20 protein-coding genes are annotated in these 24,936 nt (G+C 58.3%); 9 read left to right on the top strand and 11 right to left on the bottom strand.

What is annotated here, in order from left to right; genetic code table 11:
* The first annotated feature begins 3 nt into the window (after positions 1-3).
* The 4 genes from uvrC to whiA all read left to right on the top strand — a co-directional run bounded on the left by uvrC (position 4) and on the right by whiA (position 5,133).
* Positions 4-2,073, top strand: coding sequence for an excinuclease ABC subunit UvrC (uvrC, locus tag ABRP64_RS05075; RefSeq protein WP_284851678.1), 2,070 nt, complete (start codon positions 4-6; stop codon positions 2,071-2,073).
* 53 nt (positions 2,074-2,126) lie between these two features.
* Complete coding sequence (rapZ, locus tag ABRP64_RS05070) at positions 2,127-2,999, top strand: RNase adapter RapZ (RefSeq protein ID WP_284769761.1); 873 nt, start codon at positions 2,127-2,129, stop codon at positions 2,997-2,999.
* Positions 3,000-3,022: 23 nt separating this feature from the next.
* On the top strand, positions 3,023-4,000 hold the full coding sequence (locus tag ABRP64_RS05065) for a gluconeogenesis factor YvcK family protein (RefSeq protein WP_284781984.1): 978 nt from the start codon (positions 3,023-3,025) through the stop codon (positions 3,998-4,000).
* Between the two features lie 143 nt (positions 4,001-4,143).
* Entirely contained in the window at positions 4,144-5,133 is a 990-nt protein-coding gene (whiA, locus tag ABRP64_RS05060) for a DNA-binding protein WhiA (protein ID WP_284769763.1), read from the top strand.
* 127 nt (positions 5,134-5,260) lie between these two features.
* Here whiA and ABRP64_RS05055 read toward each other — a convergent pair whose 3' ends face one another.
* Positions 5,261-6,907 carry an L-lactate permease gene (locus ABRP64_RS05055; RefSeq protein ID WP_284781979.1) on the bottom strand — a complete coding sequence of 549 codons (1,647 nt, stop codon included), beginning with the start codon at positions 6,905-6,907 and terminating at the stop codon, positions 5,261-5,263.
* A 546-nt stretch (positions 6,908-7,453) separates the two neighbouring features.
* On the opposite strand from ABRP64_RS05055, the gene gap reads away from it, so the two are divergent.
* The 4 genes from gap to secG all read left to right on the top strand — a co-directional run bounded on the left by gap (position 7,454) and on the right by secG (position 11,071).
* Positions 7,454-8,461 carry a type I glyceraldehyde-3-phosphate dehydrogenase gene (gene gap / locus ABRP64_RS05050; RefSeq protein ID WP_349865673.1) on the top strand — a complete coding sequence of 336 codons (1,008 nt, stop codon included), beginning with the start codon at positions 7,454-7,456 and terminating at the stop codon, positions 8,459-8,461.
* Between the two features lie 128 nt (positions 8,462-8,589).
* Positions 8,590-9,807, top strand: a complete 1,218-nt coding sequence (locus tag ABRP64_RS05045; RefSeq protein WP_349865671.1) for a phosphoglycerate kinase — start codon at positions 8,590-8,592, stop codon at positions 9,805-9,807.
* Positions 9,808-9,853: 46 nt separating this feature from the next.
* The gene (tpiA, locus tag ABRP64_RS05040) at positions 9,854-10,636 is read left to right on the top strand and encodes a triose-phosphate isomerase (protein WP_284769767.1); all 783 of its coding nucleotides are present in this window, start codon (positions 9,854-9,856) and stop codon (positions 10,634-10,636) included.
* Positions 10,637-10,834: 198 nt separating this feature from the next.
* Entirely contained in the window at positions 10,835-11,071 is a 237-nt protein-coding gene (gene secG / locus ABRP64_RS05035; protein ID WP_284769768.1) for a preprotein translocase subunit SecG, read from the top strand.
* Between the two features lie 110 nt (positions 11,072-11,181).
* On the opposite strand, the gene pgl is transcribed toward secG, so the two are convergent.
* From pgl to tkt, 5 genes are all read right to left on the bottom strand, one after another.
* Positions 11,182-11,943: a 6-phosphogluconolactonase gene (pgl, locus tag ABRP64_RS05030; RefSeq protein WP_284784119.1), complete on the bottom strand. Its 762-nt coding sequence runs from the start codon at positions 11,941-11,943 to the stop codon at positions 11,182-11,184.
* 47 nt (positions 11,944-11,990) lie between these two features.
* Complete coding sequence (locus ABRP64_RS05025; protein WP_349865669.1) at positions 11,991-12,926, bottom strand: glucose-6-phosphate dehydrogenase assembly protein OpcA; 936 nt, start codon at positions 12,924-12,926, stop codon at positions 11,991-11,993.
* A gap of 14 nt (positions 12,927-12,940) precedes the next feature.
* Entirely contained in the window at positions 12,941-14,473 is a 1,533-nt protein-coding gene (gene zwf / locus ABRP64_RS05020; protein ID WP_349865667.1) for a glucose-6-phosphate dehydrogenase, read from the bottom strand.
* A 99-nt stretch (positions 14,474-14,572) separates the two neighbouring features.
* Complete coding sequence (gene tal / locus ABRP64_RS05015) at positions 14,573-15,658, bottom strand: transaldolase (protein ID WP_284784112.1); 1,086 nt, start codon at positions 15,656-15,658, stop codon at positions 14,573-14,575.
* A gap of 31 nt (positions 15,659-15,689) precedes the next feature.
* Positions 15,690-17,762 (bottom strand): transketolase, encoded by a 2,073-nt coding sequence (gene tkt / locus ABRP64_RS05010; protein ID WP_349865702.1) that lies wholly within the window; start codon positions 17,760-17,762, stop codon positions 15,690-15,692.
* Between the two features lie 364 nt (positions 17,763-18,126).
* On the opposite strand from tkt, the gene ABRP64_RS05005 reads away from it, so the two are divergent.
* A complete protein-coding gene (locus tag ABRP64_RS05005) occupies positions 18,127-19,071 on the top strand; it encodes a heme o synthase (RefSeq protein WP_284851687.1) in 945 nt (314 codons plus the stop codon).
* Between the two features lie 52 nt (positions 19,072-19,123).
* Here the strand turns inward: ABRP64_RS05005 and ABRP64_RS05000 are convergent, their stop codons facing one another.
* The 5 genes from ABRP64_RS05000 to mptB form a co-directional block, all read right to left on the bottom strand.
* Positions 19,124-20,092, bottom strand: a complete 969-nt coding sequence (locus tag ABRP64_RS05000) for a quinone oxidoreductase family protein (protein WP_296087929.1) — start codon at positions 20,090-20,092, stop codon at positions 19,124-19,126.
* 57 nt (positions 20,093-20,149) lie between these two features.
* On the bottom strand, positions 20,150-21,178 hold the full coding sequence (locus tag ABRP64_RS04995; protein WP_284769775.1) for a COX15/CtaA family protein: 1,029 nt from the start codon (positions 21,176-21,178) through the stop codon (positions 20,150-20,152).
* Positions 21,179-21,248: 70 nt separating this feature from the next.
* The gene (locus tag ABRP64_RS04990) at positions 21,249-22,013 is read right to left on the bottom strand and encodes an ABC transporter permease (RefSeq protein WP_349865664.1); all 765 of its coding nucleotides are present in this window, start codon (positions 22,011-22,013) and stop codon (positions 21,249-21,251) included.
* An 85-nt stretch (positions 22,014-22,098) separates the two neighbouring features.
* Entirely contained in the window at positions 22,099-23,028 is a 930-nt protein-coding gene (locus ABRP64_RS04985) for an ABC transporter ATP-binding protein (RefSeq protein WP_349865662.1), read from the bottom strand.
* A 6-nt stretch (positions 23,029-23,034) separates the two neighbouring features.
* Positions 23,035-24,759: a polyprenol phosphomannose-dependent alpha 1,6 mannosyltransferase MptB gene (gene mptB, locus ABRP64_RS04980; protein ID WP_296087921.1), complete on the bottom strand. Its 1,725-nt coding sequence runs from the start codon at positions 24,757-24,759 to the stop codon at positions 23,035-23,037.
* Between the last annotated feature and the right edge of the window lie 177 nt (positions 24,760-24,936).

Below are 24,936 nucleotides of genomic sequence, written 5' to 3'. Positions count from 1 at the left end.
GCATTGGCAGATCCAACAACCTATCGCCCCGCCCCGGGAACCATTCCGACGGAGCCGGGTGTCTATAAGTTCCGCGATGAGAACCGGCGCGTCATTTACGTAGGCAAGGCCAAAAACCTGCGGGCGCGCCTGTCTAATTATTTCCAAGACATTACGCAGCTGCACCCGCGCACGCGGCAGATGGTGCTGACCGCTAGCTCCGTGGAATGGACGGTTGTCGCCAGCGAAGTTGAAGCGCTGCAGCTGGAATATACCTGGATCAAGCGGTTCGATCCGCACTTTAACGTCATGTACCGCGACGACAAGACGTATCCCATGCTTGCCGTCTCCGTGGGAGAGGTGGTCCCGCGCGCCTTTTTCTACCGCGGCCCCCGGCGCAAGGGAGTGCGGTACTTTGGCCCCTATTCCCATGCGTGGGCGGTGCGCGAAAGCCTCGATCTGCTCACCCGCGTCTTCCCCATGCGCACGTGTTCTAAAGGTGTATATAACCGGCATGAGCGGCTGGGGCGGCCGTGCCTTTTGGGGTACATCGGCAAGTGCGATGCACCTTGTATCGGACGGGTGAGCAAAGAAGAACACCGCGAGACCGTCAATGAGCTGGTCTCATTCATGAATGGCAATACAGCTGGTGTTAGGCGCAAGCTGGTCAAAGACATGGAGGCTGCCGCCGAAAACCTCGAATTTGAGCGTGCGGCGCGGTTGCGCGATGATCTTGGGGCCATCGATAAGATCATGGAGCAGCAAGCAGTTGTCTTCGCCGATGGCACCGATGCCGATCTGATTGCGTTTAATTCCGATGAGTTGGAAGCCGCCGTCCAAATCTTTCACGTACGCGGCGGCAGGATCCGGGGCCAGCGCGGCTGGGTCGTTGAACGCGCCGGTGACCAGGCAACCTCTGAGCCCATAGAGGAGGGCCAACCCGATCCGGCCTTGCCCGCCTTGGTGCAAAACTTCCTCATCCAGTTTTACTCCGATGCCGTGGAGCGAGAAGAACAAGAAGCTCGTGAGGATGCAGCTTTAGCTGCGGATGTGCCACGACGCGGCGTGGACCAGGAATCGCACATGGAACAGCGCCATGTCCACGTCATACCGCGTGAGATTTTGGTTCAAGCCATGCCGGAAGAATCCGATCAAGTGGTCTCCCTCTTGGAAGAGCTGCGTGGCGCGCGCGTTGATCTGCGCGTACCGCAACGGGGAGATAAGCGTTCGCTCATGGATACCGTGGAAAAGAATGCCAAAGAGCAGCTGCGCCAGCATAAGCTCAAGCGCGTCGGTGACCTTACCGCGCGGTCCGCGGCGCTGCAGGATATCCAGGATGCCTTGGGAATGGACCAGGCACCGCTGCGCATCGAGTGCACCGATATTTCGCATATCCAAGGCACCGATGTCGTCGCCTCCCTGGTGGTTTTTGAAGACGGCATACCAAAGAAGTCCGATTACCGGCGCTACCGCATCAAGGAAGCAGCCGGCGACGGGCATTCCAATGACGTTGGCTCCATTGCGGAGATCACGCGTCGCCGGTTTAAGCGCCACAACCAAGATAAATTGGCGAACCCGGACGAGGAAAAGGAAGAATCGTCCTTCGCGGAAGAAAAAGTCGCAGAAGAATCCGCCGAGGCAGGCCGCCGCTTTGCCTATCCTCCTCAGCTCTTCATCGTGGACGGCGGCGCGCCCCAGGTGGCTGCGGCACAAGAGGTATTTGATGAACTGGGCATCGTCGATGTCACCCTCGTGGGGCTAGCCAAGCGCTTGGAGGAAATCTGGGTGCCAGGGGATGATGAACCGGTGATTCTGCCGCGCAATTCCCAGGCGCTATTTTTGCTGCAGCAAATTCGCGATGAGGCGCACCGCTTTGCCATTACCTACCACCGGCAACAGCGTTCTAAGCGCATGCGTTCCTCGGCGCTCGATGCAATTCCGGGGCTTGGACCGCAACGCCGGACGGATTTGGTCAAGCATTTTGGCTCCGTCAAAAAACTCAAGGCGGCCACGGTGGATGAGATCTGCGAGGTAAACGGGTTCGGGCCGAAACTGGCCCAGACTGTCTACGATAAGTTGCACGACGCACAGTAAATAAGGAGCCTTCCAGCAGAAGTGCGGAGCGCGAAAACGCTAGACTAGTGGGCATGACGCACTTCGACACTCCGCCCATCTTGATTACCGGCATGTCCGGCGGCGGGTTGAGTTCCGCCGCCAAGGTTTTTGAGGACAAGGGCTACTATGTGGCGCATAATATCCCGCCGCGCGCCATCGTGGACCTGTGGAAATTGTGCAACCAGGAAGAAACACCCGTTGAAAAGGTCGCCGCGGTAACGGACGTGCGTTCTCGCATGTTTCCGGGTTCCCTCATGGAAACCATCGATGAGCTAACGGCATTGGGGATGAAACCCACCGTTCTCTTTCTCGATGCCCGCGATGACGTGCTCATCCGTCGCTTCGACTCCGTGCGGCGCACTCACCCTTTGCAGGGCGACGATACCTTAAAGGTGGGCATCCAACGCGAACGCCAAGTGGTGGCGGAAATTCGAGATCGCTCCGATATCATCATTGATTCCACGAACCTCTCGATTCATGACTTGCGCCGGGCTATCGAAGCTGCGTTTGGCGAATTTCAAAATACCAACCAGCACGTCACGGTGGAATCGTTTGGTTTTAAGAATGGTTCCCCGCGCGATGCGGATATCGTCGTCGACGTGCGCTTTTTGCCCAATCCTTACTGGATTCCGGAGCTGCGCGGCTGCCGCGGTACAGATGCGCCTGTGGCGGATTATGTCCTGTCGCAGCCTGCCGCACAGAAATTCGTGGATAATTTTGTCGCCATGTTTTCTACCATGCTGGAGGGATACCGGCACGAGGGCAAGAACTTCATCACCGTGGGCGTCGGCTGCACGGGCGGGCATCACCGCTCGGTTGCGGTAGCAGAGGACATCGCCAAGCGCCTGCGCGCCAATGACACCCTTGACGTCAGCATTTTGCACCGGGATATTGCCCGCAATTAGGGCTGAGGAGCATTAAAAACTGTATGAAACACCCTTCTCATATGGTCTGCCTTGGCGGCGGCCATGGTCTTTATCAAACACTTTTATCCGCTAGGCGCAGCAATGCGGCGGATATTTCTGCCATCGTGACGGTCGCCGATGATGGCGGATCCTCGGGGCGCCTGCGCCGAGAATTGGATATCATTCCGCCTGGTGACCTGCGCATGGCGTTGGCCGCGCTAGCCGATGACAATCGCGTAGGCGAGCTGTGGGGCAAGACCCTCCAGCATCGCTTCGGCGGCAATGGCGCCATGGCGGGCCACGCCGTGGGCAACCTCATGATCGCCGGTTTGACCGGGGTCTTGGGCGATTACCAGGCCGCCTTGGACGCGGTAGCAGAGCTAACGCACTCGCACGGGCGGGTCATCCCCGTGGTGCCGCATCCCTTAGAGATTGAGGCTGATGTCTCAGGGCTTGACGATGACCCCCGGGTCATGCGCCAGGTCCGCGGCCAGGTCGCGGTGGCATCGACGCCGGGGCATGTGCGGCGCGTGCGAATCCTGCCTGAAGCCCCGGAAGCCAATCCCGCCGCGCTGGAGGCTATTAGGCAGGCAGATCTTATTACCATCGGTCCAGGATCCTGGTTTAGTTCGGTATTACCGCATACCTTGGTGCCAGAAATCGTGCAGGCCATATCTGAGTCCAATGCTCTGCGCGTCGTGATGCTCAACCTGTCAGCCGAACCGGGAGAAACCCAAGGCTTTTCCGCGGAGCGCCACGTGCATGTGCTGGCTCGTCACGCCCCGGATCTACGCATCGACCGCATCGTCCTAGATGCGGCAGCGCTGCCAAATGAGAGCGAACGGGTATATGTACAGCGCGCTGCGCAAGCCTTGGGCGCACGCGCGGTATTTGCAGATGTCAGTATCCAGGATGACAATGGACAGCGATTGATGAAACACGATCCAGACAAACTTTCTTCTGTCATCGTGGATCTCTATAACGAGTACCGGCGGGCCTAGCTAAGTTCAGGCCAGCCAGTCCTCAGGGCGCGGGACACGGTAAAATGAGAAAATTCCGTTTCCCACGCAGTAGTTGGTGTGCGTGGGACCGTGCATTGCACAAGCGTCATTCGTGACTGTGACAGAGAAATGGGGCGAACTAGGTGACCACACCGTTGACCGAACAGGTCAAAGAAGAACTAGCGGCGGTTGGCGTGACACGTCAGTCCGCGCGCGCTGCGGAGCTCGCATCGATCCTGCGCTTTGCCGGAGAAGTAGATGTCTCTGGTGAGAGCATGGCCTATGAGCTTGAGCTCGATAACCAGGCTATTGCGCAGCGCATCCTCGTGGCTTTAGACGAGCTCTACGGGATCGAAGCGGAAAGCCACGTTGTCGGCCCTGCGGGGACGGTGAAGAAATCGCGCGTCATCGTGCGCATCACTAAAGGGGCAAAGGAGCTTACCCGCCGCCTAGGCCTGATTACCCGCTCCGGTCACGCCGTGGTGGGGCTTCCGCCGCAGGTCATTTCCGGCACCGTGGCTGATAGCGAGGCGGCGTGGCGCGGTGCCTTCCTTGCGCACGGTAGCCTGACGGAACCCGGGCGTTCTTCAGCATTGGAAGTCAGCTGCCCCTGCCAGGAGGCCGCGTTGGCACTCGTGGGATGCGCACGGCGCCTGGGAATTTCCGCAAAGACTAAAGAGACCCGCGGCGAAGATCGCGTGGTCGTCCGCGACGGCGATGCCATTGGCGCGTTGCTTACCCGCATGGGCGCGCAAGTGACCCGCCTGTCTTGGGAAAAGAAGCGGGTAAAGCGCGAAGCGCACGATACATCGCGCCGGTTGGATAATTTTGATGATGCCAACCTGCGCCGCTCGGCACGGGCCGCCGTCACCGCCGCAGCGCGCGTAGATAGGGCGATGGAAATTTTGGGGGATGACGTTCCTGAGCACCTAGCCGATGCCGGCCGCTTGCGCGTGCAGCACCGCGAGGCCTCGTTGGAGGAGCTCGGCAGGCTGGCGGATCCGCCTATGACTAAAGATGCGGTGGCAGGGCGCATTCGGCGCTTATTATCCATGGCGGATAAGCGGGCCGAAGAACTGGACATCCCCGATACTAATGAGTCCATCTCAGATGATCTTTTTGGTGACTCTTAGTCGCGGGGCACGATTGGCTCTGGAACTTTGAACCACGAAAGGCGGGAAGGAAAGCATTGAGGTGCTTTCCCTCCCGCCTTGTGTTGTGCCTCGGCTGAGGCGCTTATAGCCAGTGGTGGCTTGCGTTTTATGGGACCAAGAAGCCCAGGACGTTGGTCATCAAGAAGACGATGACACAGACAACGGCCAAGAACGCGATGGAGTAGCCCACTACGTTTTTCAGGATGACAGATTCCTTGCCTTCCATGGATACGGCGGTTGCCGCAATGGCCAGGGACTGCGGCGAAATCATCTTACCCACAACACCACCGGCGGTATTGGCAGCCAGCATGAGGTCAGGGTTGACGCCAATGCGGTCAGCGGCCGCAACCTGCAGGTTGCCAAAGAGCGCGTTTGCGGAGGTATCGGAGCCGGTCACCGCGGTACCAATCCAGCCCAGCACGGGTGCGAATAGCGCGAAGATGGAACCGGCGGAGGATACGAATTCACCGATAGCAATGGTCTGGCCCGAATAGTTCATCGTGTAGGCCAAAGCGAGGACCAAAACGATGGTCAGCCCAGAGAACTTCATGCGGTTGGCAACCTCACCGAAGGCCTGCACGGGTTGGGCGAAGCTGAGCTTGTAGCGGCCGTTTTCGTTCCAGAAGTGGTAAACGATGGCCACAATGATGCCGGAGAGCAAGAGCAGGGTACCTGGGTTGCCAAAGACATTGAAGCTAAAGCTGGTGTCCATGGCCTCACCGTTAGTGCCGATGACGGTGCCATCAAGCAGTGGCCACGCGAACTTCAGCTTCCAGAATCCGAAGATCGCTGGTGCTGCGGTGGCAACGGCAAATACTGCGGTAACGACGGCGTAGGGCAGCAGCGCCATCCAGATGCGGCGGCCGTTGAGGTCGGTCGCGGTTTCTGCGGCAGGTAGCTCCATACGCTCGCGCAGCTGGGTAACACCCCGTGGCTTCCACATGCGGAGGAAGATGAAAGCAGCACCCAGGGACACGATGCAGGCAATAACGTTGGTGAGCTGGTAGGCGAAGAAGGTGGCGGTAAGCCACTGCGCGCCGGCAAAGGAAATACCGATGACTGCGGCAGCGGGCGCTGTTTCCTTCACACCGCGCATGCCGTCCAGGATGAATGCGATAAGGAACGGGACGATGGCGGCAATGACCAAGACCTGCAGGGCAATAAGGCCGGCAATATCTTGGGTTTGCTCGGCAGTACGTCCGCCGACTTCACCGGCGGTGGTGACCGGAATACCAACCGCACCGAACGCGACTGGAGCGGTATTCGCAATAAGGACTACCGTGGCTGCGCGCAGGGGCTTTACGCCGAGCGCCATAATCATCGTGGCGGTGATGGCCACGGGGGCACCGAAGCCCGCAAGGGCTTCAAGGAGGCCACCGAAACAGAAGGCGATGAGCATCGACTGGATGCGGATATCGCCATCGCCCAAGAGGTCGAAGGTCTTACGTAGATCTTCGAAGCGGCCCGAGGCGACCGTGATCTCGTAAAACCAAATCGCCGTAATAATGACCCAGACGATGGGCAGTAGGCCGAATAGGCCACCGCGGACCGCGGAGGATAGTGCCATATCCACGGGCATCGCAAAGGCAACTATGGCTAGGATGATGGAGGTCGCAAGGGCGACGGCTCCCGAAGTATGTGCGCGGGCTTTAAAGCCCATCAACATAATGAAAAAGGCTACGAGGGGGAGAATCGCCACGAGCGCGGTGAGCCCAAGACTGTCTCCCACAACAGAGGTGTTTATCTCAAACATTGAGTATCCTCGATTCTAACGGGGGTACTATCGCAGGCGCATTCGGTCTGCGAGGGATGTAAATTTATTGCCCACGCGTTTCAGGCGAGAGATTAGCGCCCAGCGAATGCCCGAGTGCTACCTGGAACACAGTGAGTTAGCGCAAGCATATCGCGTCATAAACGCTGAGGTGTGATTTGGGTTAAGTTAATTTATACCACTGTGTCTTTGGAGGACTGGTGTGCGGTGAAGTAGGGGAACGCCCACGTGTAGTGATATATCACACATTAACGGTGTAAAGTCCACAAGAACCAACTTAAACGGGCTTAAACAGCCTGAATATTCGGAAAAACAAAAATACTCGGGAAGATTGTACGCCTAGATCGGAAAACTTTCAGATCCTGCGTTGTCAGGCTTGCAGCCCACTGCACGCGCTATAAAGGCTCTGTAGTATTGCGGTTGTTGGGCAAAGCCTCGGGCACCTTACTCACTCAGAGCAGTAAAGTACTCGAAGGACCCGCGGTAGGCCCATAGAAATAATTACTCGACTCTTTGAGGAGATTTACAGTGACTACCCGCGTAGGCATTAACGGCTTTGGCCGCATTGGTCGTAACTTCTTCCACGCAGTTAACCGGACCGACAACGACCTTGAGATCGTTGCCGTCAACGACCTGACCGATAACCAAACTCTCTCTAACCTGTTGAAGTACGACTCCGTACTGGGTCGCTTCGACGGCGAGATTACCTACGACGATGACTCCATCACCGTCAATGGCAACCGCATCCAGGTCTTCAACGAGAAGGACCCGAAGAACCTGAAGTGGGGCGAGCTGGACGTGGACCTCGTTATCGAGTCCACCGGCCTGTTCACCAACGGTAACGACGCAAAGGCTCACATTGAGGCCGGCGCCAAGAAGGTCATCATTTCCGCCCCTGGTAAGGAAGTTGACGCAACCTTCGTCTACGGTGTTAACTCCGATACCTACGACCCAGCTAACCACAACGTTATTTCCGCAGCTTCCTGCACCACCAACTGCCTGGCCCCTATGGCCAAGGTCTTGAATGACAAGTTCGGTGTGGAAAAGGGCCTGATGACCACTGTTCACGCTTATACCGGTGACCAGCGTCTGCAGGACGCTCCTCACAAGGACCTGCGTCGCGCCCGCGCCGCAGCCGTCAACTTGGTGCCTACCTCCACCGGTGCAGCAAAGGCCGTGTCCTTGGTCCTGCCTGAGCTGGAAGGCAAGCTGGACGGTTACGCAATGCGCGTTCCGGTCATCACCGGTTCCGCAACTGACCTGACCTTCACCGCTTCCCGCGACGTCACCGTTGAGGAAATCAACGCGGCACTGAAGGAGGCAGCTGAAGGTGAGCTGAAGGACACCCTCGCATACACCGAGGATCCCCTGGTTTCCACCGACATCGTGACCTCCCCGCACGGCTGCATCTTCGACGCCGGTATGACCAAGGTCTCCAACGGCAACCTGGTCAAGGTGCTGGGTTGGTACGACAACGAGTGGGGCTACACCTCCCAGCTCGTCCGCATGACCAACCTGGTTGCAGAAAATCTCTAAAGTTCTAATATAGAGCACCCCTTAATGCGATACCGGCCACAACGAACGCCCTGACGGCACGACGTTGTGGCCGGTATCATTTTATGTAGCAACCTAAACTGCAGAATCCACTATAAAAGGAGTAACACATGGCTTTTAAGACCCTAGATAACCTGCTAGAAGAAGGCGTAGAGGACCGCCACATTCTGGTTCGTTCTGACTTCAACGTGCCGCTGGATGATGACGGAAATATCACCGACCCCGGCCGCATTACCGCATCTCTTCCCACCATCAAGGCTCTTGTCGATGGCGGCGCGAAGGTCATCCTTTCCGCACACCTCGGCCGCCCCAAGGGTGAGGTAAATTCCAAGTACTCCCTGGCTCCGGTCGCAGAAGCGCTGTCTGAGGCCCTAGGCCAGTACGTTGCCTTGGCCAACGACGTTACCGGCGAAGACGCCCATGAGCGCGCCAACGGACTAAACAGCGGCGATGTCATGCTGGTAGAAAATGTCCGCTTTGATCCTCGCGAGACCTCCAAGGATGAGGCAGAGCGCGGCGAATTCGCCGACGAGCTCGTCGCCCTGGCTGCTGATAATGGCGCGTTCGTCTCCGATGGCTTCGGCGTTGTGCACCGCGCGCAGACCTCGGTATATGACGTCGCCAAGCGCCTGCCCGCCTACGCCGGCAAGCTGGTGGAAAAGGAATTGGACGTATTGTCCACCGTGGCAAAGGATCCGGCGCACCCATACGTCGTTGTACTGGGTGGCGCAAAGGTCTCTGACAAGCTTGGCGTTATCGAAGCACTTGCTGGAAAGGCCGATAAGATCATCATCGGCGGCGGCATGTGCTACACCCTGCTGGCAGCCAAGGGTTACAACGTTCAGGAGTCCTTGCTGCAAGAGGACCAGATCGAAAACTGCAAGAGCCTGCTGGAGCGCTTTGGCGACAAGATCGTCCTTCCCGTTGATCTTACCGCCGCCAGCGAGTTCGCCGCCGATGCTGAGACCAAGGTCGTTGAGCTCGATGGCATTCCTGAGGGCTGGATGTCCCTGGACATCGGACCGAAGACCATCGAGAAATTTGCCGACGTACTGGCAGACTCCAAGACCGTATTCTGGAACGGCCCCATGGGCGTATTCGAAATGGAAGCCTTCTCCAAGGGCACCGCTGGAGTAGCGCAGGCGATTATCGATGCCACCTCCTCTAACGGTTCCTTCTCCGTCGTCGGCGGCGGCGACTCCGCAGCCTCTGTGCGCACCCTGGGCCTCGATGAGGATGGCTTCAGCCACATCTCCACCGGCGGCGGCGCATCCCTCGAATACCTCGAGGGCAAGGAGCTGCCGGGCGTTTCCGTGCTCGAAGCATAAACCGCCTGAAACAGCTAAATTCAGGCGTCCAAAGAAAGGATAAATTATGGCACGTACACCACTTATTGCTGGTAACTGGAAGATGAACCTCGATCACATTGAGGCCATTGGATCCGTTCAAAAGTTCGCATTCTCCCTGCCGGAGGATTACTACGACAAGGTAGATGTAGCCTACATGGTTCCATTTACCGATATCCGCACGATTCAGACGCTAGTTGAGGGCGATAAGCTGAAAATCACCTACGGTGCGCAGGACATTTCCAAGCACGAGTCTGGCGCCTACACCGGCGAGGTATCCGGCCAGATGCTGAACAAGCTGGGATGCAGCTGGGCAGTCGTTGGCCACTCCGAGCGTCGCGAATACCACGGCGAAACCGACCAGCTGGTCGCTGAAAAGGCCGCAGCGGCCTTGGAAAATGGCATCAGCCCCATCGTCTGCGTGGGCGAGCCGCTCGACGTGCGCGAGGCCGGCACCCACGTTGACTACGTGGTGAACCAAACCCGCGATTCCCTGCAGGGACTTAGCGCCGAGCAGCTATCCAAGACGGTTATCGCCTACGAACCCGTGTGGGCCATCGGCACCGGCAAGGTTGCCTCCGCGGATGACGCGCAGGAAGTGTGCGCCGCCATCCGTGGCTTGGTCAAGGAACTCGCGGGCGACGAGGTTGCCGAAGGTATTCGCATCCTGTACGGCGGTTCCGTAAAGGTTGACTCCGTTGCGGATATCGTCAGCAAGCCGGACGTAGACGGCGGCCTCATCGGTGGTGCGTCCTTGGTAGGAGAGGACTTCGCCAAGCTAGCCGCCAATGCAGCTAATGCCGTTAGTTAACATGCGTTAACAACCATCACAAGGTGACTGGTATGCCGCGGGTTGGGGTGAGCCCCGCCCGCGGCATGGTGTACAGTAGGCCCTTGTGATTGCTTTGCGTAGGCAAAGCAGGTAAGTACTTCGCGCCGGTGGCAAGCGTGACTTTCGGTAGTACATCGAAGGTGCCACTGGGCGCACGTTGAGAAAAGGAAGAACCTCATGGTCTTAGCACTGGAAATCATTTTGCTAATTTCAGCTATTTTGATGTCCATCTTTGTGCTTTTACACAAGGGCAAAGGCGGCGGCCTGTCTAGCCTTTTCGGCGGCGGTGTGCAATCGAACCTGTCCGGTTCGACCGTGGTGGAAAAGAATTTGGACCGCTATACCATCGTCATGGTGATTATCTGGTTGGCCTGCATCGTTGGCCTTAACCTCATCCAGGCCTTCGCGGCCTAGGACCCGGCCAAACAACAGCGCCGGTACTTCATCCCGTGTCCTTTCGCAGAGAAAGGGTGGGGCTGAGGTACCGGCGCTTTGTGCGTTAAGCAGGAAGGGCGGCGATGTTTTTAGAGTTCCTGCGCGGCATCGTCAGCAAGGAAGAGGATCGTCTCCTTCGTCCCTTGCGCACCGGCCGCTGGGCACTCCTCAGCGTCGACGCCGTCAACGATGCTCTTTGCAGCAGCGGCCTTTTCCTCCCCGGCAACCAAGAGCCAGACGCGCTCGGACCTATTGACCGCCGGCAACGTGAGGGTAATGCGCTCGCTGGGTGGCTTGGGAGAATCGTGTACCGGTACCGCGAGTTCTTCCTGCTCACGGATGGCAGGAGAGTGGGGGAACAGGGAGTTAATGTGGCCTTCTGCGCCCATGCCCAAAAGGTGTAGATCGAAGCCTAAAGGTGCGAAGTCTTTCAGCTCCGGCTCGTAAGCATTGGCGGCAGCCTCCATGGAGACCGCACCGAGGTCGAATCCGTGGATATTCTGATCTGGAATATCGACGTGATCGAGCAGCGCGGAACGCGCTTGACCTTCGTTGGAATCTGGGTCGCTGACCGGAACATTGCGCTCATCGCCAAAGAAGATGTGCACGCGGGACCAATCGATACGCAGGGCAGGGTAGTTTTCACCTTGCTGTTGGGCGGAAAAGTCAAGGCGCGCAAGCTCGTGCAGCAGTCCGATTCCTGCGCCCCCACCCGTTAGTACGATTCTTGCTACGCCGTCACCATGGATGCCACCGTTGCCAGCCTGAATTCCGGCGATGGTCTCAATAAATTTGAGTGCGGCTTGGGAAATAAGGTCATCTACATCACTGACGCGGTGAAGCGTTACCATTCGGTATCAGAATCCTTTGCAAAGAATCGGTATAAACAAGTGCGCTGTTAAAGCTTACTGTAGTCTACTTCTCCCAGAGCACGTAGTGCTTGGGCATAAGTTTTATCGGCATCGAGGTGTCGTAATTCCTCAGAGAGGATTTCGGTTTGCGTGCGCGGGCTCAAACTGACTAGCGAGTCTGGGGTACCCGGTACGCGCACTCGCACAGTGCGCTCATCGACGACATCCACATCTACGTGGGTCGATTCCCGGTTAAAGCGCAGGTGGGTAACCGGGAAATAGTCATTATTTGCTTCCTTGGCCGTGCGCTGTACTGGGACGCTGAGGCGGTCAAGCAACCAACCCGCCGCGAAGTTAGGCGCCGGATGCCCGGCAGGGCCGGCGACCTCTACCGATAGCACCTTTTCATGGGGATGGTGATCGAGCGCCGATGCGACGACCCCGCGCCACAGCGTGATGGAGGCCCAGGACATATCGGAATCGCCGGGGGAGTAGCCATCAGAAAGCGCGCGCAGATCCTGCTCGCCCACGGTACCTTTATGGGCCACATTGGTGATGCGGCGCTGGGCCAATTTGCCCACGGGGCTTTTTGACGGCACCTGGGGGCACACGTTGGGCCACCATGCGACCAGTGGGGTATCCGGCAGCAAGAGCGGGGTGAGCACGGACTCGGCTTGATCCGCGAGTGCCCCGTGCAATTGCATGACGACGGTCTCGGAGGCACCGGCTTCGCCACCGACGCGGAGCTGGGCATCGAGCTGGGTATCAGAATTCGGGTCACCGGGGACCACGACGAGCACGCGGGAGGGGTGCTCATGAGAGGCATCGCGCACAGAGGCAAGAATTTGTTCCAGATCGTCGCCTTCTTGTGCCTCCACGATTAAGGTGAGCACGCGGCCCGTGGTGCGGGTGTAGTGCTCCTGGGCATCGACAAGCTTCTTGGCAATTTCACCAGTGGTGGTATTAGGCAATGGAATAATCATTGACTACATCCCTTCTACGGGCGGCGCCAGGAGTGACCCCGGCGGCGCAGCATCTTATCGGCTGAGGTGGGCCCCCATGTGCCCGCCTTATAATCTTCGGGCTCACCATGCTTGGACCAGTAATCGATGATCGGATCCAAAATCGACCACGATAGTTCGACTTCTTCATTGGTGGGGAACAGGGATGATTCATCGAGGAGGGCATCCAAGATGAGGCGCTCATAGGCCTCGGGGGATTCCTCGGTGAATGCCTCGGCATAGGCAAAGTCCATGTTCACATCGCGCACCTCCATGGTGGAGCCTGGCACCTTTGAGCCAAAGCGCATGGTGACGCCCTCATCTGGTTGAACGCGGATAACCACCGCATTTTGGCCAAGGGCATCGGTTTCGCCATCGACAAAAGGCTGGTTCGGTGCGGCCTTGAAGACCAAGGCAATCTCGGTGACGCGGCGCCCCAGCCGCTTTCCCGTGCGCAGGTAGAACGGCACGCCACCCCAGCGCCGCGAATTGACCTCCAGCGTACATGCCGCGTACGTCTCGGTAGTGGAGGCGGGATCGAAGCCTTCCTCCTCGCGTAAGCCCTTCACGTATTCCGAGCCCTGCCAGCCGGCGGTGTACTGGCCACGAGCGGTGGTTTTATTCAGCGGATGCACTGGCTGCGTGGCGCGCAGCACCTTGACCTTTTCGGCGCGCAGCGCCTCCGGCTCGAAGGAAGAGGGTTCCTCCATTGCTACGAGGGCGAGCAGCTGCAGGAGGTGGTTTTGAATAACGTCGCGTGCAGCGCCGATTCCGTCATAGTAGCCAGCGCGGCCGCCGAGGCCGATATCTTCGGCCATGGTAATTTGCACGTGGTCGATATAGTGCGCGTTCCACATCGGCTCAAAGAACTGGTTGGCAAACCGCAGCGCCATAATATTTTGCACGGTCTCTTTGCCCAGGTAGTGATCGATGCGGAAGACGGCCGATTCGGGGAAGACCGCGTTGACGATTTCATTGAGTTCGCGCGCGGATTCCTGGTCATGTCCAAAGGGCTTTTCGATGATCACGCGGCGCCACGAATCCTCCATGGAATTGGCCATGCCCACGCGTTCCAATTGGTGGCAGATATCAGAGAAGAACTCTGGCGGCACCGAAAGGTAGTATGCCCAGTTGCTTCCCGTGCCCCGGGCCTTATCCAGCTCGGCCAACCGTGCAGAAAGCCTGTCGAAGCCCTCATCATCAAAGGAGCCTTGCACGAACTCGATTCCTTGGGATAAGTGCTCCCAGACGTCGTGGTTAAAGTCAGTGCGGGCACCGGCTTCTACCGCGCTGCGGAAATAATCGCAGAAGTCCGCGTTATCCCAGTCCCTGCGGCCATAGCCGACGAGCGTGAAGCCCGCGGGCAAGAGACCGCGGCTGGCAAGGTCATAGATGGCCGGCAAGAGCTTTTTGAAAGCTAAATCGCCGGTTACACCAAAGATGACCATGCCCGCGGGGCCCGCGATGCGTGGCAATCGTTTATCGGCGGCATTACGCAAGGGATTGACCCAAGCGGCTGAGTCCGTCACGGATTATCCTTCCTAGAGGGAAAAGCTAAGTAGTCTTTCAACTAGTGGCGGCATAATGCCCCGCCGGCTTTCCGGCGGGGCTAAGACCACGGTCGTAGTTTACGCGAGTCGCTGTTTGAGGGAATCAAGGAGGTCATTCCACGCGGCGACGAACTTGTCGACGCCTTCGCGCTCAAGGACCACGAAGACATCTTCTAGGTCAATGCCCACCGATTCGAGCTGGGAGAAGACCTTCTCGGCTTCTTCGCCGGCCGTGGACAGGGTGTCGCCGTGGAGGCCACCTTCCTGCAGGACCGCATCAATGGTCTTTTCCGGCATGGTATTGACCGTGTGCGGCCCAGCCAGCTCGGTCACGTACAGCGTTGCTGGGTAATCAGGGTTTTTCACGCCGGTGGAAGCCCACAGTGGTCGCTGTACGGGAGCGCCTTCTGGGAGGCCGTTGTCACCGAGCAATTCTTCTTGGAAGAGGGCGTAGGCACGCTGCGCATTAGCGACACCGGCCTTGCCGCGCAGGGACAGGGCTTCTTCGGAACCGATAGCTTCTAAGCGCTTATCAACTTCCGTATCCAGGCGGGAGACGAAGAAGGATGCGACCGAATGAATCTTGGTGACGTCCTTGCCACCCTCGGCCGCGCGCTTGAGCCCAGCCTGGAATGCGGAGATGACCTCGCGGTAGCGAGACACCGAAAAGATCAAGGTGACATTGACGCTGATTCCATCTGCGAGGGCATCCTCGATTGCGGGAAGGGAGCCCTTGGTAGCCGGGATCTTGATCATCGCATTGGGGCGGTCCACCTTGTCCCACAGTTCGCGGGCCTGCTTGAGGGTTGCCGCTGCATCGTCAGAGATGCGCGGATCCACCTCGATGGATACGCGGCCATCCTGGCCGTCGGTCTCGGCGTAAATATCGGCGAAAAGGTCACAAGCGTTTTGCACGTCCGTAATGGCCAGGGAGTAGACGGCCTCATCGGCCGAAGCACCCTTCTCCTTCAATGCAGCCAAGTCCGCGTCATAGGCCGTGCCACTAGTCATAGCGGTGGCGAAGATAGCTGGGTTGGTCGTCACACCAACGATGGACTTGGAGGAAATAATCTCTTTTAAGTTTCCAGACTCCAAACGCTGGCGCGAAAGGTCATCGAGCCACGTGGAGGTACCTAATTGGGCAAGTTCAGAAATGTTATTCATAGTCATTCCTTTTAGCGTCGGTGAGGTGGGCTTAGCGCTGCGTTTCGGCGATGCTTTCGCGTGCGGCATCGGCAACTGCAGCAGAGGTGAAGCCAAACTTTTTGAAGAGCTCATCGCCGGGAGCAGAAGCGCCGTAGTGCTCTAGGGAGACGTTGCGGCCGAAAGTACCGGTGTACTTGTGCCAGGACATGGCGAGGCCAGCCTCAACGGAAACGCGAGCCTTCACGCTGCTGGGCAGGACCGATTCGCGGTACTCTGCATCCTGCTCGTCGAACCACTCCAGGCACGGAGCAGATACCACGCGAGCGGACGTGCCTTCGCTTTCGAGCTGGTTGGCTGCCTCCACCGCGAGCTGCACCTCCGAGCCAGTGGCCAGCAAGATGACATCGGGTTCATCCTTGGAGCCTTCGACCAAGGTGTAGGCACCGCGGCGAACGCCATCGCGTGCCTTTTCCTTGGTGCCGTCCAAGATGGGAAGATTCTGGCGGCTAAGCGCAAGGCCCTTCGGTGCAGCCTTGTATTCCATCGCTGCGGCCCAGGCCTGCGCGGTTTCATTGGCATCGGCAGGGCGGATTACAGACAGGTTCGGAATGGCGCGCAACGCTGACAGGGTTTCTACTGGCTGGTGGGTTGGGCCGTCCTCGCCCAAGCCAATAGAATCGTGCGTCCACACGTAGTAGGTATCGGTAGACATCAGCGAGCCGAGGCGCACGGCAGGGTACTGATACTCGGAGAAGATCAGGAAGGTACCGCCATATGCGCGGGTATTTCCGTGGAGAGCGATTCCGTTCATGATGGCGGACATCGCGTGCTCGCGGATGCCAAAGTGGAGGTTGCGGCCATAAGGCTGAGCGGACCACTTATTGGTGGTGATGTTTTCAGGACCGAAGGAATCCGCGCCCTTAATCACGGTGTTATTGGAACCCGCCAAGTCGGCCGAGCCGCCCCACATTTCTGGCAAGGCAGCGGCCAGCGCTTGGATGGTCGCTTCGGAGGCTTTACGGGTGGCAATCGCATCACCTGGCTCCCATACAGGCAGCTCGGCGTCGAAGTTTTCTGGCAATTCGCGGGCCGTCACACGGTCAAAGAGCGCCTTATTCTCGGCGTTTTCTGCCGCCCAAGCGTCGAACTTTTCTTGCCACTGCGCGTGCTTTTCGGCACCGCGTTCACCCAGCTTACGGGTGTGAGCCAAGACCTCATCATCGATGTGGAAGGTCTTTTCTGGATCGAAGCCGAGCACTTCCTTGGTAGCGGCAACTTCGTCATCGCCAAGCGCGGCGCCGTGGACGCCACCGGTGTTCATCTTGGTGGGGGCCGGGTAACCGATCACCGTCTTGACGCGGATGAAGGAGGGGCGCTCCGTTTCCTGCTGGGCATTGCGCACTGCCTCTTCAATGGCGACGACGTCCTCGCCGGATTCAACCGTCTGGACGTGCCAGCCGTATGCCTCATATCGCCCGGCGACGTCCTCGTTGAAGGCGATATTGGTGTCATCCTCGATGGAAATCCGGTTATCATCCCAGAAAACGATCAGGTTGCCCAGCTTCTGGGTGCCGGCCAGGGACGATGCCTCTGCGGTGACGCCTTCCTGCAGGTCACCATCGGAGGCAATGGTATAGACGTAGTGATCAAACGGGGATTGACCAGCTGGTGCCTCAGGATCGAAGAGGCCGCGCTCTTTGCGGGCGGCCATGGCCATGCCCACCGAGGATGCCAGGCCCTGGCCGAGCGGGCCGGTGGTGATCTCCACGCCATCGGTGTGGTGCACCTCAGGGTGGCCAGGGGTAAGCGAGCCCCAGGTGCGTAGCTGCTGGAGATCTTTCATCTCCAAGCCGAACCCGCCCAAGAAAAGCTGAATGTACAGGGTCAGGGAGGAGTGGCCGACAGACAGCACGAAGCGGTCGCGGCCCGCCCAATTCACGTCATTGGGGTCGTGATTGAGAACGCGCTGGTAAAGCGTATAGGCGAGGGGAGCCAAGGACATCGCCGTGCCTGGGTGCCCGGAGCCGCAATTCTGGACGGCATCGGCAGCAAGGACGCGCACGGTGTCGACCGCGCGAGTATCGGTCTCTGTCCAGTCGTCCGGATAACGGCGCTCGACCATAGCTTGCAGGTCTGGGGACAAATTATCTTTCGACACGGTATAAGGCCTCGCTTAACTCTAGGCGTTAATTACTGAACTCCACACAGTCTAGTTACTTTTTTGATGGTGGTGCGGAATTATTGAAAGCTGCGGGTAACCGGTAAGCTGGCATGGCTAAGCGGTGTACGGCATAGCATTAGTTACTCTCTGCATTTCCGCTGCATTGATACGATCCATGTGTAGCGCATTTTAAATGTAAGCCATAGTGTGAATTAATTCTCCGGAACTTTTGTGCCGGGGTGTGCGACCACTACACCGTGGGCATACCGCACTGTGTAGCGTGTGTGCTGTAGATCAACGTCTGTTCAGATAGTGGAGGAATTCCTTGGAGACCATCAAGGCCTATTTTGCGCTAACGAAGCCGAGGATTATTGAACTCCTCCTCGTGGCCGCAATTCCGGCGATGCTCCAAGCACAACGGGGCGTTGAGGCGGTTTCTGAAAATATCTGGCTCATCATTTCCACCATTTTCGGCGGTTGGATGGGCGCTGCTGCTGCCCATACCTTTAATAATGTGGTCGATTATGAAATTGACCAAAAGATGCAACGCACCCGAGCGCGGCCACTAGTGCGCGCCACGATTTCTAAGCGAAACGCGGCGATCTTTGCTTGGATCATGCTCGTGGTTTCGGTGCTCTGGCTGGGAATCCTCGCAAATTCTTGGTTGGCGGCGTTCTTCGTCATCCTGACGAACTTCTTTTACGTCTTCGTCTACACCAAGTTTTTGAAGATGCGCAATGCCCAAAACATCGTGTGGGGCGGTTTAGCAGGATGTATGCCGGCCATGGTGGGTTGGGCCGTGATTCGTGATAACGCGCCAGCAGGCGAGCCCGACCGCTGGTGGCAGGCAATAGTCCTATTCCTTATTATCTTTTTCTGGACTCCGCCACATACGTGGGCCTTGGCCATGAAGTATAAGGAAGATTACCGCAAGGCCGGCGTCCCGATGTTGCCGGTCGTGGCGACGGAGCAAGAGGTAACGCGCCAAATCGTGTGGTATTCCATCGGCACCGTCATCGTCACGCTGCTGATCGTCCCTGCGGCATCGTGGATTTACCTTGTCGCCGCCGTAACTTCTGGTGCGGTCTTTTTGTGGCTATCCATTCGCCTGCACCAAGGCGTAAAGAAAGGCGCAAAGGTAAAACCCATGCGCCTGTTTATCTATTCAAATAACTACCTGTCGGTACTCTTTATCGGACTGTCCATCGATGCCGTCATAGGCTGGGAACCAATCGGTCGGATGCTCGGTTGGTCCTCCACCCTGTTCTAGAACCCAGTAGCACGCTGAAGCGCGAGCCTTTGTGGCCCGCGCTTTTTGTGCCCTAGTCCTGTTTTACCCGCAGGACAATGGAACCGGTGGTGCTGCGCGATTGTAGGTCGCGGTGGGCCTGTTCTGCATCTTCTAAGGGGTAGGAGGCCGAAACGTTGAACTTGAGGTCTCCATCCATCACGGCCTGGACCACCGCTTGCGCGCGCAGCTGGAATTCGCCCTCTTGCGCCGTCCACGCTCCAAGCGAAGGCCGGGTCAAGAAAATCGAGCCATGCTTATTGAGCAGCTGAGGGTCGATGGGCTCAACTGGGCCGGAGGCAGCACCAAAGAGAGCGACGGTGCCGCGCGGGCGAACGGCTTCGAGCGATTCGAAGAAGGTGGCTTGGCCCACGCCGTCATAGACCACATCGACGCCGCGGCCGCCATTAAACCGGCGAACCTGCTCGCCCAAGCCATCGCTGTAGCGAAAGACGTGGTCGGCGCCGCACTTATACGAAATCTCTTCCTTCTCATCGGTGGAGACGACCGTATAGACCGTTGCCCCCAAAGAGGACGCCATTTGGGTCAACAGTTGGCCCACACCACCCGCACCAGCGGTAATAAGGCAGGTAGCGCCTTCGCCCAGTTCATAGACGCCGTGGGACAGGAAGTGTGCGGTCATGCCTTGCAGCAGCATCGAGGCCGCGATTTCGGTGGGGAAATCATCCGGCACGGCGACAAGGCCATTTCGAGGGACGCAAACCTGCTCGGCATAGGAGCCAAAGGCGTGGTGCCATGCCACCAGGGAGCCTTCCGCAATTTCTCCCTTGGGATCGTGGACAACGCGTCCCGTTCCCTCAAAGCCAGGGATGAAAGGCGTCTGAGCATTATAGATACCCTCGCGGTAGTAGGTATCGATATAGTTCACGCCCGCTACGGTGACATCGACTAAGACTTCATCCTCAGTGGGCGTGGGGGCAGGAACCTCGGCGTAGCGCAAGACTTCCGGCCCGCCAGTTTCTGTGATCTGGATAGCATGCATACGGCCATGCTATCCCACAAAGCCCAGTAGCTGCAGAAAAATAGTGCTGTCTAAATCTTAGACGGCGGCGCGTTCCTCATTTAATGCATGCTGGCGGACGGCGTATTTATCGTCCCCGAGGGGCGAGCCTGAGATGAGGTTCGGAGTGCCACCGACGCGGTGGCGCCCATGTGCCCAGAGCAGGGCGGTAAAACCGGTGACCACGGCGGACATACCGATGTGGAAGGGGACCGTCCACCGCGGCACGCCCAGATAGAACTGCAAGACGCCCACGGCCCACTGAATGAGGATGCAGACGATAAGGACCCAGCCAGCCTTCTTGGTGTCCTGCGGCGTGCGGTGCTTGTACAGCAGGAAGACGGTAATGGCGGTAAAGATGAGGTAGACATACATGCACATGGCGTGGGCAATAGCCATGGACTCGGTATCTACATCCAAGCGGCCTTCCATTCCCACCCCGGAGTCACCGGAGTGCACACCGGAACCGGTCACCATGGTGCCGGTAATCAGGACGATCGAGAGGGCGATGGTAGCGATGACGGCGAGAATACGAATCGCTTGCGGGAACCGCGGCTGTGCGGTGCCATCATCGGGTTCCTTAATGCGGGCGTACAACATGCAGGCAAGCCATACCAGCACCATGGAGGGAAGGAAGTGAAGTGCTACGGACCACCAGCGCAGATCCAGGTGCACGGAGATGCCGCCGATAACGGCCTGCAGCACGATGCCGGCCACGTTGAGCCAGGCATAGACCCTGAGTTCAGGACGGCGGCACGCCATGTACATCGCGATTACTGCCGCGCCGGCTGCGGCGGAATCAACAAAGGTGAGGAGGCGGTTGCCAAACTCGATGACCTGGTGGATTGCCGGTGCTGCGCCTTCTACCGGCACCAGGGAACCAGGCTGGCACTGGGGCCATGTGGGGCAGCCAAGGCCGGAGCCGGTGACGCGGACAATGGAACCAGATACGGTGATGCCGCCTTGGCAGAAGATCAGGATCAGCGCGATGAGGCGCTGTTGCTCCACGGTGGGGACGGCTTCTTTAAAAAAGCGTTTAGTTCTGGTCCAGTAATTCACAAGGTGCATCCTACTAGTGGGTGTGTAGCGAACCGAAACCTTTGGCTCTATTTCGCAGGGATCTGGTAATAACTCACATTTAGCCGTCGAAGCGGAACCAACGAACGGCCGCATACGACGCCACTGCCAGCCACGCGGTCAAGGAAATGAGTTCGATGCCGGGAAAGGTGGAATTGGAGGCATCGGCAAGCGCGCCCGCAAGCGCCACCGTAGGCACGATATTGAGCAGGCCATTATCCCCCAAGCCCTGAGAATATAGGGCCCAGCCGACGATCGCCAGAAGGATGAACCAAATGAGGTTTGCTAGCGCGAGTACGGCTTCGGAGCTGAGGGTGCTGCCTAGCACCAAACCCATGGCGGTAAAGGCAGCGACGCCAAATATGAGCGAGACGATCATGAGCAGAATCCCGGGCACACTGATGCGCAGGCCCAAGGCAAAGGCAGTGGCACCGAGCACGAGAATCTGGAATACCACCATCGTCAACACGCCGATGATTTTGCCGCCGATAATCGCCCATGCCGGTACGCCGGAGGCGCCGGTGCGCTTTAAAGCCCCGTAGCGGCGGTCAAAGGCCAGGGAGATGGCTTGCCCGGTAAAGCCAGCCGATGTCGCCGCTACCGCAAGCACCATGGGAAAAACCTCGTGCAGACCATGGCCTGTGGTTGATTCCAGGTGGGCGGTCCCAATCAGGATGGCGAGTGGGATAACGATGCTAAGCAGTTGTTGTTCGCCGTGGCGCAGCATGAGCTTGGCTTCCATGCCGCCTTGGGCAAGGATGATGGCGCCCGCACTCGCCCGCTTGGGTGCCGGGCGGAAAGTGCCGGGGGAAAACGTTGTGCTCATAATCGGGGGCCTATTCCTTGAAAATTCGCTTGTGGTGGGTGCGGGTACTGGTGATTCTAGGATGAAGACAAGACACAGGGCTTCATCAACTGCGCAAGTGCCTGCCTGTGAGATCGAGGAATACCTCCTCGAGGTTCCGGTGGTGGGATTCTAGGCTTCGCAAAAGCACGCCTTGCCGGGCGAGTTCGGCGGCGAGGGCGGAAATCAATTCCGGTGAACCGGGCTGGCTCACGCGGTAGTGTAGTGGCCGCGAGGCGGTCGTGGGGATCCCAATTCGCCGCAAGGCGTCCAGGTCAACTGCGGAGTTGGCGCTAAAACTAAAACCGGCGTCCTCGCCCTGGGAGGTCAGTTCTGCCGGGGTTCCCTGCGCCACGAGCGCGCCGTGATCCATGATGGCGATGTGATCTGCCAGCGATTCAGCCTCATCCATCAGGTGGGTGGTCAATATAACGGTGGCCCCGTCGCGCTTGAGGGCGCGGATGAGATCCCACACGGCGAGGCGGGATTGGGCGTCCATGCCCGCGGTGGGTTCATCGAGGAAAACCAGCTCGGGCCTGCCGATGACCGCGAGTGCGAGCGATAGTCGCTGTTGTTGCCCGCCGGAAAGCCGCCGGTAGGACGTGCGTGCAACACCTTGCAAGCCGAGGGTTTTGAGCAACCATTCCGGTGGCAGGGGATTGGCGTTATAGCGCGCGGTCAATTCCAGCATTTCTAGCACGCGGATACCTGAGTAGGACCCGCCGCCTTGCAGCATGATTCCCACCTTTTCGCGCACCTTATCGGGCGCGGTGCTCGGGTCAAGACCCAAGACCTTAATGGATCCGGAAGTGGGGTGGATAAAGCCTTCAGACATTTCGATGGTGGTGGACTTGCCAGCACCATTGGGTCCGAGCAGGCAGAATATTTCGCCGTGTGCAACGCTTAGGCTGAGCCTGTTGACGGCTGCCGTGGGGCCAAATTTCTTTACCACACCCTCCAAGGACAGGGCGGGGCTTTCAGCTGGAATTGCATTCACGGGTGCCTAGTTTAAGACACGGATTCCGTTTCGGCGCATTGCAACCCACCACACTCCGGCTACCACGGCGAAAGCGCAGGCAGCGGCGATATAAATGGAAAGCACCGTTCCCGCAGGTAGGCCTAGGCCACGCGGTAGGACGAAAAAGCTCATCGCGCCGGTATAAGCAACGACGCTAAACCGGAAGATGTGCCGGTTCGCCCACGCTGCCAATGGCAAAACGGCCCACAGGATGTACCAGGGGTGGACCACCGGGAAGAAAATGACAAGCACCAGGGTAGAGATTCCCAGCCCGCCGACGGGGTGAATATATCCGCGCAGGGTGGCGTACAGCATGCGGGCCATAAAGGCGACTGCGACCAAGACACCGAAACTGCGGGTGATGGTCAATATGGCGTCTGTATGGTCCCCAAGCCCTAAAAACATCCCGAGGAAACCGGCGCCAACTCCTACCGTTGTGGACAGTGAAAGCCAAGACCGAATTGTGGCGGCGCCGCCTTGCCCGGTAATCCATCCAAGATTAATTCCCGTGATGAGGCTGATGAGCGCAATGGTGACTACGAGCACCGCAGCCTGTACGGCGATGGCCGTGAATAAGGCTTGCCAGCGTGGCACGCGTGCTTGCATGTGCAAGTGGCGGGCATAAGCCATGCCGATAAAGCCGAGTCCAATAAAGCCAGTAACCTTGACCATTCCGGCGCAGGATAGGAAAACTCCCGAGGCTATGAGTGCTAAGTAGGCTCCTCTTTTATCGTGCCCCAGCTTATCGATACCCCTTAAACCGAGCTCCATGCCCAATAACGACAATCCAAGCATGATGGATTCATTATGGATACCGCCCACGAGGTGAAGAATGGTCAGTGGGTTCAAGATGCCGAGCCATAGTGCAGAGGCAGGGGAGACGCGGCATCGCTGAGCAAGCTGCGTGATGGCCCAGCCAGCCACGATGATGCCCACGATGGAAAGTAGGCGGTGGGCGATTACGCCTAAGACGATGGAGTTTCCGGTGACGATGCTGACGATGGCCGCCAGCCCCAAGGCAACTGGCCCATAGGGCGATGGTGAATTTGCCCAGATAAACGGTACGGAGCGCGCGAGCTCGTCGCCAGCGCCCAAAAGCTGCACCGGGCCGGCGGAATAGGGATCCATCCCTTGCGCCACGATGGACCCATTGGCCAAATAAGAATAAATGTCTTGGGTAAATAAGGGCGCGGTGAAGATGAGGGGGAAGACCCACCCGGCCCACGTGATCCACAGCTGGCGCGGAGAAACGAGCCGGCGGGAGCGATCTCTGGCGGGCTCGCCGGGTCGGGCCTGGCGCAGCGGGGTGCCCACGAATGGGGCGAGGAAAATCCAGGCCGTAACTAAAAGTCCCACGCCCACCATGACGAGCGCAGACGAGGTCTGCAGCATGCGAGACATGAGCGAGCCAAAGGGCACATTGTCATAAGGGTTGCCCACGACCGGCAAGGCACCCGCGCCCAAAGCACCAAAGGCAATGAGGAGGGATCCGACGGTTCCCGCCCACCGCAAGATGAAAAAGGTGCGCTTTTGGGAGACTGTGGTGTGCTGGAGGACCTCTGGCGCTTGGGTGATGAAATCGTAGCGAGTATCACCGGCTTGCGCGCCTGTGCCTTCAGCGTGCAACTGTGCGGAACGAGAACCTGCGGTACCCAAGCGCGGCAGTTCTGCCTTAACGCTATCGAGCACTCCCCGTAGTTTCCCTTTCATGGCTTTAGACCTTACGCGAGGACCGTGGGGTGGGAAATTTACCCCCGCCGCCACGCCCGGTAACTGCAATGGTGGCATTCCGGAATGAATTAAGGAACACTAGTGTTGTCTAATAATGAAAGCGCAGTTATGGCGCTTCCGTGGCGACGGCATTTTCGGCGCGACGGAGCACAGCGA

The sequence above is a fragment of the Corynebacterium sp. KPL4015 genome (assembly GCF_040225725.1).
GTDB lineage: Bacteria > Actinomycetota > Actinomycetes > Mycobacteriales > Mycobacteriaceae > Corynebacterium > Corynebacterium rhinophilum.
This window is presented reverse-complemented; position numbering and strand designations above follow the sequence as displayed.

Excerpts from the sequence above, each read along its gene's own strand:
- rapZ (WP_284769761.1), top strand. The coding sequence starts at position 2,127 with ATGACGCACTTCGACACTCCGCCCATCTTGATTACCGGCATGTCCGGC.
- ABRP64_RS05065 (WP_284781984.1), top strand. The coding sequence starts at position 3,023 with ATGAAACACCCTTCTCATATGGTCTGCCTTGGCGGCGGCCATGGTCTT.
- ABRP64_RS05055 (WP_284781979.1), bottom strand. The coding sequence starts at position 6,907 with ATGTTTGAGATAAACACCTCTGTTGTGGGAGACAGTCTTGGGCTCACC.
- ABRP64_RS05045 (WP_349865671.1), top strand. The coding sequence starts at position 8,590 with ATGGCTTTTAAGACCCTAGATAACCTGCTAGAAGAAGGCGTAGAGGAC.
- tpiA (WP_284769767.1), top strand. The coding sequence starts at position 9,854 with ATGGCACGTACACCACTTATTGCTGGTAACTGGAAGATGAACCTCGAT.
- secG (WP_284769768.1), top strand. The coding sequence starts at position 10,835 with ATGGTCTTAGCACTGGAAATCATTTTGCTAATTTCAGCTATTTTGATG.
- pgl (WP_284784119.1), bottom strand. The coding sequence starts at position 11,943 with ATGGTAACGCTTCACCGCGTCAGTGATGTAGATGACCTTATTTCCCAA.
- ABRP64_RS05025 (WP_349865669.1), bottom strand. The coding sequence starts at position 12,926 with ATGATTATTCCATTGCCTAATACCACCACTGGTGAAATTGCCAAGAAG.
- tal (WP_284784112.1), bottom strand. The coding sequence starts at position 15,658 with ATGAATAACATTTCTGAACTTGCCCAATTAGGTACCTCCACGTGGCTC.
- tkt (WP_349865702.1), bottom strand. The coding sequence starts at position 17,762 with ATGGTCGAGCGCCGTTATCCGGACGACTGGACAGAGACCGATACTCGC.
- ABRP64_RS05000 (WP_296087929.1), bottom strand. The coding sequence starts at position 20,092 with ATGCATGCTATCCAGATCACAGAAACTGGCGGGCCGGAAGTCTTGCGC.
- ABRP64_RS04995 (WP_284769775.1), bottom strand. The coding sequence starts at position 21,178 with ATGCACCTTGTGAATTACTGGACCAGAACTAAACGCTTTTTTAAAGAA.
- ABRP64_RS04990 (WP_349865664.1), bottom strand. The coding sequence starts at position 22,013 with ATGAGCACAACGTTTTCCCCCGGCACTTTCCGCCCGGCACCCAAGCGG.
- mptB (WP_296087921.1), bottom strand. The coding sequence starts at position 24,759 with ATGAAAGGGAAACTACGGGGAGTGCTCGATAGCGTTAAGGCAGAACTG.